The sequence below is a fragment of the Nocardioides sp. BE266 genome (assembly GCF_031457855.1).
GTDB lineage: Bacteria > Actinomycetota > Actinomycetes > Propionibacteriales > Nocardioidaceae > Nocardioides.
The window spans coordinates 621,494-637,556 of the sequence record NZ_JAURTI010000002.1; the positions used below are offsets into that span (position 1 = coordinate 621,494).

Sequence of the window (16,063 nt, forward strand, 5' to 3'; positions counted from 1 at the left end):
GTGACCCGGCCCACGTTGCCTCGTTGGACCGGCAACGACCCCTCACCCTCGGGAGGACCCCCGTGCGTCTCAAGCCCCTACTCGCCGTCGCGGCGACCGCTCTCGCCGTCACGACGACGCTGACCGCCGCCGGCGGCTCGCCCGCAGCCGGTCAGGCACCCGCCCCGCGGGCCAACGTCTCGGACTTCCTCGCCGGCCAGCTGTCCAGCCTCACCGGTCGCACGACGGTGCTCGTCCACGGCACGTCGATCAGCGCAGCGCGGCAGGCGGTGACGGCCACCGGGATGGCCAAGAAGGGCGAGTACCGCACGATCGGCGTCGTCATCGCCAACGCGACGAAGAGCCAGATCGAGGCGGTGCGCAGCCAGGCCGGAGTGACGTACGTCGAGGGCGGCGCGCAGCCGATCGAGTTCTTCCAGGAGACGTCCAACACCGCGACGCGCGGCGCCGAGGCGGCCGCGACCCTGACCGGTGCCGACGGCAACCCGCTCACCGGCAAGGGCGTCAGCGTCGCGGTCATCGACTCCGGCGTCGACCCGACCCACCCCTACCTCAAGGAGGCCGACGGCTCGTCGGCCGTGGTGGCCAACCTCAAGGCGCTCTGCGAGCCGCTGACCGAGACCTGCTCGGTCCAGAAGCTGCCGAACAGCGTCGACACCGACACGCTCTCCGTCGGCGGCCACGGCACCCACGTCAACGGCATCGTCGCCGGTCGTCCCACCACGCTGAGCGACGGAGGCAAGGTCCAGGGCGCCGCGCCGGGCGCCAAGCTGGTCTCGATCTCCACCGGTGCCGGAATCGTGATCCTCGGTGCCGACTCGGCGCTCAACTGGGTGCTGGAGAACCACGCTGCCCCGTGCGGCGCCGGTGTGCCGGCCTCGACGTGCCCGCCGATCAAGGTCACCAACAACTCCTACGGCCCCACCGGCGGCGGCGCGTTCGACCCCGAGTCCGCCACCGTGAAGCTCCAGCGGGCGCTGGCCGCCCAGGGCGTCGTGACCGTCTGGGCCGCCGGCAACGACGGCGGCGACGGCTCGGAGAGCCTCACCAACCCGCCCGGCCAGGACCCGACCGGTGGCATCCTGTCGGTCGCGTCCTACAACGACCAGGACACCGGCACCCGTGAGGGCACCGTGTCGGACTACAGCTCGCGCGGCCTGACGTCCGACGCCTCGACCTGGCCCGACATCTCCGCGCCCGGCGAGAACATCACCTCCTCGTGCCGCCCGTACCTCGTCATCTGCTCGACCGGGCTGGACTTCCGCAACGGCCCCGGCCCGCTCGACATCGGCACCTTCAACACCATCAGCGGCACCTCGATGGCCGCTCCGCACATCGCGGGTATCGTCGCCCAGCTGTTCCAGGCGAAGCCCACCGCGACGCCGGCCGACATCGAGCGGGCGCTGAAGGTCTCGGCGCACAAGTACACCGACGGTGCGGCCTACCAGGCCGGACCGCTGGGCACGACGTCGTACGACAAGGGCTACGGCCTGGTCGACGTGGTCGCGGCGGTCGCGGCGCTGGGCTGACCCACACAGGGGAAGCCCCCACAGACCCCTCTCCAGGGGGATCACCGTGCACACAGGGGCGCGGTGCGAGGGCGGACGGGAACCAGGGACTCCCGTCCGCCCTCACTGGTCTGCTGACACAGTGACCGCATGGAGTTCGAGTTCAGCGGCGAGCTGGTCGAGTGGCGCGGTCCGGCGCCCTACCACTTCGTCCCGCTGCCGCCCGACGAGGCCGACCTGGTCGACGAGGTCAAGGCCGAGGTCGTCTACTGGGGCGTCGTGCCGGTGCGCGCGCGGATCGGCCGCACGGACTTCACCACCTCGATGTTCCCGCGCGAGGGCACGTGGTTCCTGCCCGTGAAGGACGCCGTCCGCCGGGCCGAGGAGCTCGAGCTCGGGGAGGTCGTGGACGTCCGGCTGCAGGTGGGTCGCGACTGAGGTCCAGTCCACATCCACAGTTTGGCAAAAAGGCCACCCGGCCGAGTGAGGCTGTGGGACGTTCCTCCCGTCAGTGACGGGGGTTACGACGGATCGGGTTCTCACAGGTGGACACACACGCACCGCTGGTCTCGACCGCGGCCACCCGCAGGACGGTGATCGCGGCCGGCGCCGCCACCGTCGCGACGGTCGCCGCGCCGGACGTCGCCGAGGCCGCCGTGCCGACGCGCACGCGCTTCGAGAAGCTCGTCGGGGAGACCTTCGAGGCCACCCGCGGCGGTCGGCGCCTGAAGCTTCGCCTCGACGCGGTCGACGACGCGGCCTACCGCCCGCGGCACCTGCGCGGGAGGAAGCTGGCGAGGTGGCGTCGTGAGTCGTACGTCCTCGTCTTCAGCACCCGCGCCACGCTCGAGCAGGGCACGTGGAGCCTGCGTGCGCGTCGCTCGGGCCGGTTCCGGCTCTTCGTCGTGCCTGGTGCCGACATCGGCAAGCGCACCGTCGTGACCGCGACCTTCAACGGATGGAGGGGCTGATGGGCCAGCCGTACGTCGGCGAGATCCGGATGTTCGGGGGCAACTTCGCTCCCGCGGGCTGGGCGTTCTGCAACGGCCAGCTGCTCCCGATCTCCGAGAACGAGACCCTCTTCAACCTCATCGGCACCACCTACGGCGGTGACGGGCAGTCGACCTTCGCCCTGCCCGACCTGCAGTCGCGGGTCCCGGTCCACCAGGGCAACGGCTACGTCCTCGCCGAGACCGGTGGCGTCGAGGAGGTCACGCTGACCACCGCGCAGGTCCCCGCTCACTCCCACCCGCTCGTGGTGTCGACGACCGCGGCGAGCAGCCGGTCGGCCGTCGGCGGCATCCCGGCGGCGGCGCCGTCCGACGTCGCCTGGACCTCGGCCGCGGCGGACGAGGGGATGAGCCAGACCAGCGCTGCCGGCGGCTCGCAGCCCCACACGAACATGCAGCCCTACCTGGGCATCTCGTTCATCATCTCGCTCTTCGGCGTCTTCCCGTCGCAGACCTGAGCCAGGAGTCCTTCGTGTCCGACACCCCCTTCGTGGCGGAGATCGCCCTCTTCCCGTTCACCTTCTGTCCTCGCGGCTGGGCCTGGTGTGACGGGCAGCTGCTGCCCATCAGCCAGAACACCGCGCTCTTCTCCCTGCTGGGGACGCAGTACGGCGGCAACGGCGTCAGCAACTTCGCGCTGCCCAACCTCAACGGCCGGGTGCCGCTCGGACACGGCCAGGGGCCAGGCCTGTCGCTGTACGACATCGGGCAGGAGGGCGGAACCGAGACGGTGACCCTGCTCCAGTCCGAGATGCCGGCCCACGCGCACACGCTCAGCGCGTCGTCGGGCGCGGCCACCACGGCCAACCCGGCGGCCGCCTCGCCGGCGACGGCGGAGGCAGCGCTCTACCACTCCAGCGGCCAGACCACCGGCCCCCTGCAGGTCGCGGGCGGCTCGGCGCCGCACAACAACATGCAGCCCTACCTGACGCTCTACTACGCCATCGCCCTCCAGGGCGTCTTCCCGCCCCGCGGCTGAGAGGCCACCATGCTCGAGCCATTCCTCGGCGAGATCCAGTGGGTCTCCTTCAACTTCGCCCCCAAGGGCTGGGCGCTCTGCAACGGCCAGCTGTTGCCGATCAACCAGAACCAGGCGCTCTTCTCCCTGCTGGGCACGACCTATGGTGGTGACGGCCGGGTGAACTTCGCCCTGCCCGACCTCCGTGGCCGCCTGCCCATCGGCGTCGGCCAGGGCCACAGCCTCGGCGAGCGGGGCGGCGAGGCCGCGCACACGCTGAGCCCCAACGAGATGCCGGCGCACACCCACTCCTACGCGGTGACCGACCACCGCGGCTCGACGGGCGATCCCGGGGCGCCGACCGGCACGGCCTTCGCCAGTGGTGAGCGCGCCCACACGGCCGCGGCGGTGGGAAACGCGACCTTCCACCCGTCGGCGGTGAGCAACGTGGGTGGGAGCCAGGCGCACCTCAACCTGCAGCCGTTCCTGACCCTCAACGCCATCATCGCGATCACCAACGGCATCTTCCCCTCGCAGACGTGATCCCTCCGTCGGCAGACCCGTCCGCCCGCTCCTGACCACCCAAGGACTCCCGTGCCTCTCCGTCACCGCCTCGCCGGGGCCACCGCGCTGACCCTGGCTGCGACCATGCCGACCCTGGTCCAGGCCCCTGCCCACGCCGGCGGCCTCGGGTCCGGCGAGACCGTCATCTCCGGTGCCACCACACCGATCGGTGCCGGCGAGTCCGTCGTCGCGCCGCTGCCGGACGGCCGCTCGCTCGTGGTGTGGGAGGGCGTCCGCACCGTCTCCACCGGCACCGCGCAGGGTCAGAAGAGCGAGATCTTCGGCCGCGTGCTCGACGCGTCCGGTGCCGCCACCGGCTCGCCGGTGCTGCTGGCGCGGATGGGTGCGGCCGACGACGCGACCCAGGACGCGTCCGACCCGGCTCTCGCGACCCGGCCCGACGGCAAGGTCGTCCTCGTGTTCTCCGGTGACTCCCTCGCCGACACCGTCGGCGCCCCGACCCCGACCGACACCACGAGCTGGCAGGTCCAGCTCGGGGTGGTCGACCCCGACGCCCTCGGCCTCGTCTCGGCGACCGCCCTCACGGCGGTGGCGCCCGGCGATCCGGCGTACGACCAGCAGCACCCCGACGTCGCGCTCGACCACGGCGTGGTGCGGATCGTGTGGGACGGCGACACCCCGGCGACCGGCGAGGGCCAGACCCACGTCTGGACCGCCCAGCGCGCGCTGAACCTGTCGGCGGTCTCCGGTCCCACGCAGGTCAGCCCCGCGGCCCCAGCGGGGACGGCGTACGACCACACGCGTCCGCGCGTCGCGGCGACCACCGACGCGGGCTCGCCCAACGTCCTCGTGGTCTGGGAGGGCGTCGGTTCGGTCGACGCGGGCGGTGCCCTGCGCCGCGTCCAGGCCGCCCGGCTGAGCGGCGCCACCACCACGCCTGTCGCGACGCTCGGCGTCGGTGCCACCGGCGGCTCGGCCGTCGAGGAGCTCGCGCCCGACGTCGCCGGCAACGACACCGGTTTCCGGGTCGTCTGGTCGACCAACGCCTCGAACGGCTACCGGCTGAACTCCGCGGCTCTGGGGGCCAGCGGCACCGTCACGCAGTCCGCCACCGAGATCTCCGGCGGACACGACACCTGGCCGTCGATCGCCTTCGACGAGAGCCAGCCCGGCCAGTACGTCGTCGACTTCGCGCGGCGCACCTCGACGGCGGGCACCGGCCACTACGAGGTCATGTCCGGTCGCTTCAGCGGCGGCACCCGCCTCGAGCCGTTCACCCAGCTCAGCACCACCGACAACAACACGTCCTACGACAACGCCGAGTCGATGCGTCCCGCGATCGCCACCCGCGCGAGCGGCGCGGTCGACCACGTGTGGTCGCGCGTGCGGCAGAACACCGGCCCCGGCGTGGCCGTCCGCCGGTCCGCAGCGCTCGTCGACCTGTCGACCTCGCTCACCGTCACCCCTGCCCGGCCCACGCCCGCGCGCGCCGGCGTGAACCCGGCCGACACGGTGACCGTGACGCTGACCTACGGCAACGCCAACCTCAGCAGCGGCTCCGCGGCCTCCCGGATCACCCTCGGGTTCCCGGGCTTCGTCGCCTCCGGCACGTCGATCACCGGTCCGGCGACCGAGGAGTCGCCGCTCGTGTGGACGACCCCGCGGCTGGCGCCGGGCACGACCGGGACCATCACGGTGACCGGCACCATGGGCGCCGACACCGAGGGCGCCATCCGGACCGCCACCGCGACGATCGCCGCCACCGGGCTCGTCGTCGACGACCCGGCCACCGACAACACCGCGACCGGCTCGGTCACCATCGACCACCCCCTCGCGGTCACCGGGATCACCCGCCTCGACGCCACGCCGAGCAACGGCGCCGTCCGCTGGCGCGTGGACTTCGACCAGGCCGTCAGCGGCTTCGCCGCCGGCGACGTCGCGCTGGTCGCGACCGGGGTCACCGCGCCGTCCGTCACCGGCGTCGCATGCGCGACGACCAGCTGCACGGTCACGGCGACCGCGACGGGCGTCGGCCAGCTGGCGCTGCGCGTCCCCGCCTCGGCCACCGCGACCGACCCCACCGGCAAGTCCCTCGCGACCGGCAACCTGCCGTTCGACGGCGCGGCCTACGACATCGACACCGTGGCGCCGACCGTCACCACCACGGCCCTCGGCCCCGACCCGAGCAACGCCTCGCTGCTGGACTTCCGCCTCGACTTCTCCGAGCCCGTGACCCAGCCCCAGGCCGCGCAGCTGACCGTCATCAACGGCACCGTCGCCTCCGTCGTGCGCACCAACGGCGGGACCGGCCCCGTCGACTCCTGGACCGTGCGGGTCACCCCGGCCGGCGACGGCGTCGTCCGGCTGACGCCGGGTGCCGGCGCAGCCAGCGACGCCGCCGGCAACGCCAGCGTGGCCGGCAACGCTGACTCCACCACCTCCGACCGCACCGTCCCGGTCGTCACGCTCACCGGGCCGACCGGCCCGCAGCGGACGGCGTACGACGTCACGGTGACCGCGACCGAGACGGTCACCGGCCTGGCTGCGGACGACTTCACCGTCACCGGTGGCACGGTCGACCAGCTCACCGGCACCGGCCCGTGGACCGTCCGCGTGCAGCCCGACACCGAGGGCCCGGTCGCGCTGCGGCTGCCCGCCGGGAGCGTCGTCGACGCCGCCGGCAACGCCAACGCCGCGGCCTCGAGCACGACGACGTACGACGTCACGCGTCCGGGCGTCACCGTCTCCTCGACGGCGGGCGACCCGACCGGCGACAACCCGATCGCCTTCACCCTCACCTTCACCGAGCCCGTCACCGGGCTGACCGCGGGCGAGCTCACGGTCACTGGCGGCTCCGCGACCATCTCCGGCTCCGGCGCGACCCGCACCGTGCAGGTCACCCCGGCCGGCGACGGCCCGGTGTCCGTGGCAGTCCCGGCCGATGTCGCGGTCGACGACGCGGGCAACGGCAACACCGCCGGCCCCGCCGTCTCCCGCACCTACGACGTGACCGGCCCGACGCCGCAGATCACCAGCAGCGTCACCTCGCCGAGCAACGCCTCGGCGTTCACCGTCGACGTGGACTGGCCCGAGGACGTCGCCGGCTTCGACGTCGGCGACGTGGTGGTCACCGGCGGCGCGGCCTCGTCCTTCACGACCTCCGCCGACCACTGGTCGTTCCTGGTCACCCCGTCCGGCGACGGCACGGTGCGCATCTCGGTGCCCGCCGGCGCGGTCGACGACCTCGCGGGCAACCCCTCGCTGGCCGGCACGCCGCTCGACGTCGACATCGACACCGCAGCGCCGACAGTCGTGCTGACCTCCGCCGCGGGCGACCCGACGCGCAGCTCGTCGATCACCGTCGACGTGACCTTCTCCGAGCCGGTCACCGGCCTCTCGGCGAACGACTTCGTGGGCACCAACGCCAGCATCGGCACCCTGACCGCCAGCGGGCTCTCCTACGCGCTGACCGTCTCGCCCGTCGCCGAGGGCGTCTTCGGCGTCCGGCTCCCGGCCGGCGCCGCGACCGACGCTGCCGGCAACGCCAGCACTGCCGGCGTGCAGGTGCAGCGCACCTACGACGCGACCGCGACGGCCCTGCTCGCCTACTCCGGCCCGACCCGGGTCAACGCGCCGGTCCAGCTGACGCTGACGCTGAGCGACCCGGCCACGATCGTCGCCGGTGACTTCGACACCACCAACGGCACCGTCACCTCGGTGAGCGGCGGCCCGCAGGTGTACGACGTCCTGCTCACGCCGACCGCCGATGGCCCCGCCTCCGTGCAGCTGCCGGCGGGCGCCTTCACCGACGCCGCCGGCAACACCAGCAGCGCCTCGGCCGAGGTCGGCGTCACCTACGACGCCACCCGGCCGACCGTGACCGGACTCGACGCGCCGGTCTGGGCGAGCGCGCCCTACACCGTCTCGGTCGAGTTCTCCGAGGCCGTGCAGTCGCTGTCGGCTGCGCAGCTCGCGGTCACCAACGGCTCCGCCGGCTCCGTGTCGGGCTCCGGGCGCGACTGGACCTTCGTGGTCACGCCGGCCGCCGATGGCCCGGTCACCGTCTCGCTGCTCGACGACGCCGCCCGCGACGCCGCCGGCAACGCGAGCGTGGCCAGCGGCACCGCGTCGACGACGTACGACACCACGGCGCCGACGGTCACCGTCACCTCGCCCACGGCTGCCGTGGTCACCACGTCGCCCATCCCGGTGGTGATCGACTTCTCCGAGGCGGTCACCGGCCTGGACGACACCGACGTCGTGGTCACCAACGGCACGCTGACCAACCTCGTCGGCGGCGGCACCCGCTGGACTGCCGACCTCGTCCCTGCGGCCGAGGGCACCGTGACCGCCCGCGTCGTCGCGGGTGCGGCGAGCGACCAGAGCGGCCACCCGTCGCAGGCGAGCGGCACCTTCTCGCGCGAGTTCGACTCGACGCGGCCGACGCTGGCGCTGACGTCGCCCCTGTCGGGCGCGACCACGGCCTCGACGATTGCGGTGACGGCGACCTTCAGCAAGGCCGTGCTCGGCTTCGAGCAGACCGACCTGCAGACCACCAACGCGACCGTCGCCGGCTTCACGCAGGTCGACAGCCGCACCTGGCGCTTCGACCTCGTCGCCGCTGCGGACGGCCGGGTCGGCGTGCGCGTGGCGGACAACGCGGCTGCGTCGGCCGGTGGCAACCTCGCCTTCGGCGCATCGCTCGACCTCACCGTCGACCGGACCGCTCCGGTGCTGCGCGTCACCGGCCCCGGCTCGGTCACCGAGGACGGCCCGGTCACCTTCGCGGTGACCGCGAACGAGGCCGTCACCGGCCTCGACGCGGCCGACCTCTCGGTGTCCGGCTCCGCCGGTCCCGGCGCGGTCGTGCTGACGCCCGGCGCTGCCGGCACGTGGCAGGTCGCGGTCAGCGGCATGACCGCCGCCGGCGACGTCTCCCTCGCGGTCCGTGACGGCGCGGTGTCCGACTCAGCCGGCAACACCTCGGCCCGTACGACGGCGACCGCGACCTGGCGGCCGGCCGGACGGCTGCGGAGCTTCGCCCTCGTCCAGCGCCCGGGCAGCCGTGAGCTCAACCGGGTGACCCTGCCGGTCGCCGTGCAGGGCGACGGGGTGACCTTCACCGCCACCTCGTCGAACCATCGGCTGCTGCCGACCTCGGCGATCACCGTCACCGGCACCGGTGAGCTGCGCCAGCTGACGCTGGCCGCGCGCAACGGCCGTTCGGGCTCGAGCAAGGTCGTCGTGACCGCCCACGCGGGCTCGGTCACGAAGACCCTCTCGCTGCGGCTCCTGGTCGGCGGCAAGGGGGACGAGCGCCTCGTGGGCGGTCGTGGCACCGACGTCATCCTCGCCCGCACGGGCGTCGACGCGATGATCGGCGGGGGCGGCGACGACCACCTCTACGGCGGCTACGGACGCGACCACCTGGTCGGCGGCGCGGGCGACGACCTGCTCGTCGGCGGTCCGGGTCGCGACGAGCTCGTCGGCGGTGGTGGAGCTGACCTCTTCGTGACGTGGGGCAAGGACGACCTGGTCGACGTGCGCAAGGCCCAGGGCGACACGGTCCTGCGCGCCTCGCGCGGCCAGCGTCGCCTGCTCGGCCCCTGACCGGAACGCCCTGGTCCAGACGGCCGGCGCCCCGGATGCAACCATCCGGGGCGCGACCGCGTCTCCTCACTGTCCCCGCTCGGGGGCACCACACGAGGGAACGGAAACACCATGCGCAGCACCATCCTGAGCGCGGCGGCCCTGTCGGTTGCTGCGCTGACCCTGACCCAGCTCGCTCCGGCGACCGCCGACGGCATCGGCGTCTCCGACCCGCAGGACCTCGCCCACGGCGTCGACCTGCGCGCGGTGGAGGTCGAGCACAAGGCCGCCAACGTCGTGGTGACCACGACGCACGCCGACCTCCAGCAGTCCTTCCGCAGCGGCTCGTCGGGCTCGGTCTTCATCGACACCGACCCGTCCGACCCGGGCCCCGAGTACGTCTTCCGCGGCGGCTTCTTCGTCGGAACGGACTACATGCTCCTGACCACCGACGGCTTTCCGGACTCGAAGACCGGTGAGCCCGTCGAGGGGTCCTACCGGATGAAGGTCGACTACGACGCGGAGACCGTGCGCTTCCGGATCTCCCGCGAGGCCCTCGGCTCGCCCGACGAGGTGCGGGTCGCCGTACGTGTCGCCGGCACGAAGCCCAGTGGCGCGAACACGAAGACCGACTGGCTCGGCGCCCCGCGCTCCTTCACCGACTGGGTGGCCCAGTAATCCACGGGCGCTCGCGGTAGTCGCAGGTCTAGCGTGACCGGATGGTGTCCTTCATCAAGTCGGTGACCTTCGACTGCCACGACGCCGTGGTGCTCGCGACCTTCTGGGCCGCGGCCCTCGGCTCCGACGTCGACGAGGACAGCACGCCGGAGAAGGCGTTCGTCGAGCCGACCGGCTGGGGCGGCCCGACGATCTGGTTCCAGCAGGTGCCGGAGGGCAAGACGGCCAAGAACCGCCAGCACTTCGACCTGCGCGCGCTCGACGGCGACATCCCCGCAGAGGTACGACGCCTCGCGGCCCTCGGTGCCACCGTGCTGCGCGACGACGGCGGCCTGGTCGTGATGGCCGACCCCGAGGGCAACGAGTTCTGCGTCGAGTAGCCCCTACTTGACGACCCGGACCTCCTGCGGCCAGCCACAGCCCTCGGCAATCCTGGCGGCCCACTCGCGGGCCTCCTCGATCGTCTCGACCTCGATGATGGTGATGCCGCCGAGATACTCCGTCACCTCGGTGTAGGGGCCGTCGGTGACGAGCATCTCGCCGCTCGTGCCGTCGGCGCTGAAGGCCTGGTCCATCTCCTCGACGAGGCCGCCGGCGAAGACCAGCACCCCGGCCGCCCGCATGTCGTTCACGACAGCGGTCGACGGCTCGACCCGGGTCTCGTACCACTCCGCGGGGTGGTCGCCGACCCACTGCTGCATGAAGTAGATGGCGTACTGCGTCATGTCGCTCCTCCGTCCGGGCCGCTCCGTGCGGCCCCGTCATCATGTCGACGGGCGAGCAGGTCGTAAATCGACAGCACCGCTGGGAGACACTGTCGGAGTGATCTCCCGCGACCTCGCCCTCCGCCTGCACGATGCCGGGCTCGCCTGGTCGCCGGCCAACGGCGACCGGTTCTGGCTGCCCGACCGCGAGCTCGACGAGGCGGTCTTCATCGTCAGCGACATGGTGGTCGAGGTGCGGGAGCGGCCCAGCGGCCGTGTGCTCGCCTTCAACGGCACCACCGAGTGGGCGCTCGACGACGTGGAGGACCGCGAGGCGGTGTGGCTGCCGCGCCTCGACCAGCTGCTCGACGTCCTGGGCGGGCGCTTCGTCAGCCTCATCGCGCGATCCGGCGGGCACGTCGTACGCATCGAGGCCCGGCAGGGCGAGGAGGAGCACGTCGACGTCGAGGCCGCCGACGCGGCCGCGCGCGCCGTGCTGAGCGTGCTGGCGGGGCTGGGGTCGTAGGCCCGACCGGAAAGGACGGGGCAGACCGTGTCGAGCTCGCGCCGGGACACCCACTCCACCCCCGGGCTCTGCCGGGAACGGCATCGCGGCGACCCGATCCTGAAGCTGCTCCACACCTCGCACGTGTCCGAGTTCTTGGCCTTCGTGCAACGGATCGAGGGCAACTTCTCGGACACGTGTACGACATGGGCAGGCCGAGCCGCGCGATTCGGCCCGCTGGTCGGCAGATCCACCTGCTTCGCGCAGTCCGGTCGGGCCGCATCCCGACGGCGTGCAGGAGAGCTCAGGCGGTCGCGGGGAACGCCACTCCGGTGTTCGCGTGGCAGCGGTAGCCGAAGGGGTTCTTGGCGAGGTACTGCTGGTGCGCGTCCTCGGCGTAGAAGTACGGCGTCTCGCTGGCGGGGCGGATCTCGGTGGTGATGTCGCCGAGGCCGCGGCGGGCGAGCTCGTCGCCGTACACCTTGGTCAGCTCGCGAGCGGTCTGCTCCTGCTCGGGCGTGGTCCAGTAGATCGCGGAGCGGTACTGGGTGCCGACGTCGTTGCCCTGGCGCATGCCCTGGGTCGGGTCGTGGATCTCGAAGAACTTCTTCACCAGGTCGGCGTAGGAGATGACCGAGGGGTCGAAGACGACGCGGATGGCCTCGGTGTGGCCGGTGCGGCCGCTGCAGACCTCCTCGTAGGTCGGGTTCGGCGTGCTGCCGCCGGCATAGCCGACCGAGGTGGACCACACCCCGGGGAGCTGCCAGTAGATCTCCTCGGCACCCCAGAAGCAGCCGAGGCCGAGGACCGCGACCTCGTGGCCGGCGGGCACGTCGTCGGTGACGACGGGCGTGTGGAGCACCACGTGCTCGCCGAGCTGCCACATGGGCTCCGCCCGGCCGCGCAGGGCCTCGTCGGGCGTGGGCAGGGTGGTGGGCTTGCCGAATCCGAACATGCCCCCATTCTCCCCGGTCGGGCAAGGACGCGGGAGGGACGACCGGAATGGACCGAAATGACTGGTCTAGTCGTCGTAGTACCACCGATGTGCAGCGCGGTGGATGCGGAGCACTGTGTGCTCACTCAGCATCACCATCGAAAGGAAACTGCACCATGTCTTCACGTCGTTCGGTACGGCAGCTCATCGTCGCCGTCCTTCTCGGAGTGATGGTCGGGGGCGGCCTCATGGCCATCACGCCTGCCGGCGCCGAGGTCTCCCAGTCCCTCGCCACGAGCTGGAAGAAGATCTGGAAGAAGGAGCTCAAGCCGCTCGCGGACAAGCGCTACTACAAGAAGTCGCAGAGCGACTCGAAGTACGCCACCAAGACCGAGTCGGCAGCATCCGCGGCCGCCGCGCAGTCCGCGGCCAACGCCGCCACCGACGGCAAGCTCGGCAGCTACTACAAGAAGACCGAGTCGGACGCGAAGTACGCGCCGTACCCGTCGATGACGCGCGGCACCTTCTGGGGCCTCGGCACCTTCGGGATCGCGGTGCCGATCAACTGGGGACCGGCCTACTCGGCAGCGCCGACGAGCCACGTGATCCTCCCCGCCACGACCCCGCCGACGGGCTGCTCGGGGACGGCCGCGGCCCCTGTCGCGGCCCCAGGGAACCTCTGCATCTTCGTGACGGGCACCTCGGCCAGCGGCACCGTCGGCGTCTACAAGAGCGACGGCAACCCGGGCACCGACCCGTTCGGCGCCAACCTCGTGGTCAGCGCCTCGGCCAACAGCTACCTGCGCGGTTCGTGGGCGGCTGCGCCACTCGCGCTCGCCCCGGCAGGCGGCGGTCGCGTCGTGCCCTCGCCCGCCGGCGGCACGACCGACGCGTTCGGCATCGTGCGCTGACACACCAGCTCCAGGGAGGAACGGCCGCCACTTCGGGGGAGTGGCGGCCGTTCCGCGTCCTCCAGTGACCGGCGTACGGACGGCGAGGTCTACGCTCGCCGTGTGACCCAGGAACGTGCCAACAAGGCCGGGTTCGAGACGCGTGCGATCCACGCCGGCTACGAGCCCGACGCGATGACCGGGGCGGTCAACCCGCCCATCTACGCCAGCAGCACCTACAAGCAGGACGGCGTCGGCGGGCTGCGTGGCGGCTACGAGTACAGCCGCTCCGGCAACCCCACGCGTACGGCGCTGGAGGGGGCGCTCGCGGCCGTCGAGGACGGCGAGCGGGGCTTCGCCTTCGCCTCCGGCCTGGCTGCCGAGGACACGATCATCCGGGCGCTGACCCGCCCCGGCGACCACGTCGTGATCCCCGACGACGCCTACGGCGGCACCTTCCGCCTCTTCGACAAGGTCGCCAGGCTCTGGGGCACCGACCACAGCCCCGCGCCCGTCGCCGACACGCAGGCCGTGGCCGCCGCGATCGAGCCGGGCCGCACCAAGCTGGTCTGGGTCGAGACGCCCACCAACCCGATGCTCACCATCGGCGACATCGAGGCCCTCGCGACCGTCGCCCACGACGCCGGCGCGCTGCTCGTCGTCGACAACACCTTCGCCTCGCCCTACCTCCAGCAGCCGCTCACCCTCGGCGCCGACGTGGTCGTCCACTCGACCACGAAGTACGTCGGCGGGCACAGCGACGTCGTCGGCGGTGCCGTGGTCGTGCGCGACCTCGACCTCGCCGAGAAGATCGGCTTCCACCAGAACGCGATGGGCGCGGTCGCCGGGCCGTTCGACGCGTTCCTCACCCACCGCGGCCTCAAGACCCTCGGCGTACGGATGGACCGCCACTGCGACAACGCCGAGGCGATCGTGGAGTTCCTCGACGGCGACCCGCGCGTCACCGAGGTCATCTACCCCGGCCTCGCCGCGCACCCCGGCCACGAGGTCGCCGCGAAGCAGATGAAGCGCTTCGGCGGGATGATCTCCTTCCGCGTCGCCGGCGGGCTCGAGCAGGCCCTCGCGGTCTGCGACCGCGCCGAGGTCTTCACCCTGGGTGAGTCGCTCGGCGGCGTCGAGTCGCTGATCGAGCACCCCGGCAAGATGACCCACGCCAGCGTGGCCGGCACCGACCTCGAGGTCCCCGCCGACCTGATCCGCCTCAGCGTCGGGATCGAGACCGTGGAGGACCTCGTCGCGGACCTCGACCGAGCCCTCGGCGCCGTTGGTTGAGGAGGGCGCGGCCGTCGTCTGCGTCGACTTCGGGTCGACGTTCACCAAGGCCGCGCTGGTCGACCTCGCGACCGGCGACCTGCTCGCGACCGCGTCGCACCCCACCACGCTGCCCGACGGGGCGGGGCATGGTGACGTCCTCGACGGGTACGACGCCTGCGTGGCCGCACTCGCCGAGCAGGACTCCCGCGCCGTCGACGCCGACGTGCTCGCCTGCTCCAGCGCTGGCGGCGGGCTGCGCATCGCGGTGGTCGGCAACGAGGAGCTGGTCACCGCCGAGGCCGGCCGCCGGGTCGCCCTGTCGAGTGGCGGCAAGGTGGTGCTGGTCCTGTCCGGCGGGCTCGACACCACCAAGCTGGCGGAGCTCCGTGCGGCCGAGCCCGACGTGGTGCTGCTGGTCGGCGGCACTGACGGCGGCAACGCCGAGGTGCTCGAGGGCGACGCGGACTTCCTGGCCCGCACGCCCTGGCCCGGACCGGCCGTGGTCGCGGGCAATGTCGAGTCGCAGCCGCTGGTCGCCGACCTCCTGACGGGCTCGGGCACGCCGTTCGTGCTGGCGGACAACGTCGTGCCCAAGATCGGCGTGCTCGCGCCTGACAGCGCCCGCCGCGCGATCCGGGAGATCTTCCTGACCCACGTCATCGGCGGAAAGCACCTCAGCAGCCGCACCGACGCCCGCGGGAGGAGCTTCACCGGGATGGTCCGCGGCGCCACCCCCGACGTGGTCCTGACCGGCGTCGAGCTGCTCGCGCGCGGGCTCGACGAGGAGCACCGCGGAGCCGGCGACGTGGTCGTCGTCGACGTCGGCGGCGCGACCACCGACGTGCACAGCGTCGTCGAGCTCGACCCCGAGGACAGCGGTCTCGCCCGCGAGGTCGTCGCGACCACCCCCGTGACCCGCACCGTCGAGGGCGACCTCGGCATGCGGTGGTCGGCGATCTCCACGGTGGAGGCTGCGGGTCGCGACGACCTGCACGCGGCCGCCGTACGACGTCGGGAGCGGCCCGACCTCCTCCCCGACTCCGACGAGGAGCAGGACGCCGACCTCGAGATCGCCGCCGCGGCCGTGCGCATCGCGCTCGAGCGCCACGCCGGCCGCAGCAAGGTCGTGTACACCCCACGAAGTCCTGATGAGGCGCTGCGCGCGGGAGCAGGACTGCGCGGGGACCCCGAAAAGCTCGTCAGCCCCGAGGGCCGCGTCGTGGAGCGCAGCGGCAAGGACCTCCGCGAGGTCGACCTGCTGGTCGGCTCGGGTGGCGTGCTGCGCCACGGCGGCCCCGATGCCGTACGACGCGTGCTGCTGCCCGCGACCGGCGATGCCTTCGAGGGTGGCTGGCAGCTGCCCCGCGACCCGGTCGTGGTCGTGGACCACGACTACGTCCTCGCCGCCGCCGGGCTGCTCGCCGAGGAGCACCCCGTCGCGGCACACCGGCTGCTGCGCCGCCTCGACGCGGGCACCCGTTAGCGTG

The 16,063-nt window shown here is 72.6% G+C and carries 15 protein-coding genes; 13 read left to right on the forward strand and 2 right to left on the reverse strand.

Going from position 1 to position 16,063, the window contains the following annotated elements; all coding sequences use genetic code 11:
- Nucleotides 1–62 precede the first annotated feature (62 nt).
- The 9 genes from J2X46_RS07360 (at nt 63) to J2X46_RS07400 (ending at nt 10,648) form a co-directional block, all read left to right on the forward strand.
- A complete protein-coding gene (locus J2X46_RS07360; protein WP_310248681.1) occupies nt 63–1,529 on the forward strand; it encodes a S8 family serine peptidase in 1,467 nt (488 codons plus the stop codon).
- A 129-nt stretch (nt 1,530–1,658) separates the two neighbouring features.
- Nucleotides 1,659–1,946 carry a DUF1905 domain-containing protein gene (locus tag J2X46_RS07365; RefSeq protein WP_310248682.1) on the forward strand — a complete coding sequence of 96 codons (288 nt, stop codon included), beginning with the start codon at nt 1,659–1,661 and terminating at the stop codon, nt 1,944–1,946.
- 107 nt (nt 1,947–2,053) lie between these two features.
- Nucleotides 2,054–2,479, forward strand: coding sequence for a DUF6916 family protein (locus J2X46_RS07370; protein WP_310248685.1), 426 nt, complete (start codon nt 2,054–2,056; stop codon nt 2,477–2,479).
- Nucleotides 2,467–2,976: a tail fiber protein gene (locus J2X46_RS07375; RefSeq protein ID WP_310248688.1), complete on the forward strand. Its 510-nt coding sequence runs from the start codon at nt 2,467–2,469 to the stop codon at nt 2,974–2,976. The genes J2X46_RS07370 and J2X46_RS07375 overlap by 13 nt, the downstream gene beginning before the upstream one ends.
- Before the next feature lie 14 nt (nt 2,977–2,990).
- Nucleotides 2,991–3,497 (forward strand): tail fiber protein, encoded by a 507-nt coding sequence (locus J2X46_RS07380; protein WP_310248691.1) that lies wholly within the window; start codon nt 2,991–2,993, stop codon nt 3,495–3,497.
- Between the two features lie 9 nt (nt 3,498–3,506).
- Nucleotides 3,507–4,019 (forward strand): tail fiber protein, encoded by a 513-nt coding sequence (locus J2X46_RS07385; protein WP_310248693.1) that lies wholly within the window; start codon nt 3,507–3,509, stop codon nt 4,017–4,019.
- 51 nt (nt 4,020–4,070) lie between these two features.
- A complete protein-coding gene (locus J2X46_RS07390) occupies nt 4,071–9,611 on the forward strand; it encodes an Ig-like domain-containing protein (RefSeq protein ID WP_310248696.1) in 5,541 nt (1,846 codons plus the stop codon).
- Between the two features lie 111 nt (nt 9,612–9,722).
- Nucleotides 9,723–10,268 carry a hypothetical protein gene (locus tag J2X46_RS07395; RefSeq protein ID WP_310248699.1) on the forward strand — a complete coding sequence of 182 codons (546 nt, stop codon included), beginning with the start codon at nt 9,723–9,725 and terminating at the stop codon, nt 10,266–10,268.
- Nucleotides 10,269–10,309: 41 nt separating this feature from the next.
- Nucleotides 10,310–10,648 carry a VOC family protein gene (locus tag J2X46_RS07400; RefSeq protein ID WP_310248702.1) on the forward strand — a complete coding sequence of 113 codons (339 nt, stop codon included), beginning with the start codon at nt 10,310–10,312 and terminating at the stop codon, nt 10,646–10,648.
- Between the two features lie 3 nt (nt 10,649–10,651).
- Here the strand turns inward: J2X46_RS07400 and J2X46_RS07405 are convergent, their stop codons facing one another.
- Entirely contained in the window at nt 10,652–10,993 is a 342-nt protein-coding gene (locus J2X46_RS07405; protein WP_310248704.1) for a YciI family protein, read from the reverse strand.
- A 97-nt stretch (nt 10,994–11,090) separates the two neighbouring features.
- Between J2X46_RS07405 and J2X46_RS07410 the strand changes: the two genes are divergently transcribed.
- Complete coding sequence (locus tag J2X46_RS07410) at nt 11,091–11,498, forward strand: pilus assembly protein CpaE (protein WP_310248707.1); 408 nt, start codon at nt 11,091–11,093, stop codon at nt 11,496–11,498.
- A gap of 283 nt (nt 11,499–11,781) precedes the next feature.
- Here J2X46_RS07410 and msrA read toward each other — a convergent pair whose 3' ends face one another.
- On the reverse strand, nt 11,782–12,432 hold the full coding sequence (gene msrA, locus J2X46_RS07415; RefSeq protein ID WP_310248710.1) for a peptide-methionine (S)-S-oxide reductase MsrA: 651 nt from the start codon (nt 12,430–12,432) through the stop codon (nt 11,782–11,784).
- A gap of 155 nt (nt 12,433–12,587) precedes the next feature.
- Here msrA and J2X46_RS07420 point away from each other — a divergent pair, with 155 nt between their 5' ends.
- The 3 genes from J2X46_RS07420 to J2X46_RS07430 all read left to right on the forward strand — a co-directional run bounded on the left by J2X46_RS07420 (nt 12,588) and on the right by J2X46_RS07430 (nt 16,059).
- Nucleotides 12,588–13,322: a hypothetical protein gene (locus J2X46_RS07420; protein ID WP_310248713.1), complete on the forward strand. Its 735-nt coding sequence runs from the start codon at nt 12,588–12,590 to the stop codon at nt 13,320–13,322.
- Between the two features lie 102 nt (nt 13,323–13,424).
- Nucleotides 13,425–14,594, forward strand: coding sequence for a cystathionine gamma-synthase (locus J2X46_RS07425; RefSeq protein WP_310248715.1), 1,170 nt, complete (start codon nt 13,425–13,427; stop codon nt 14,592–14,594).
- Entirely contained in the window at nt 14,587–16,059 is a 1,473-nt protein-coding gene (locus J2X46_RS07430; protein ID WP_310248717.1) for a glutamate mutase L, read from the forward strand. Before J2X46_RS07425 ends, J2X46_RS07430 begins: the two co-directional genes overlap by 8 nt.
- The last annotated feature ends 4 nt before the right edge of the window (nt 16,060–16,063 follow it).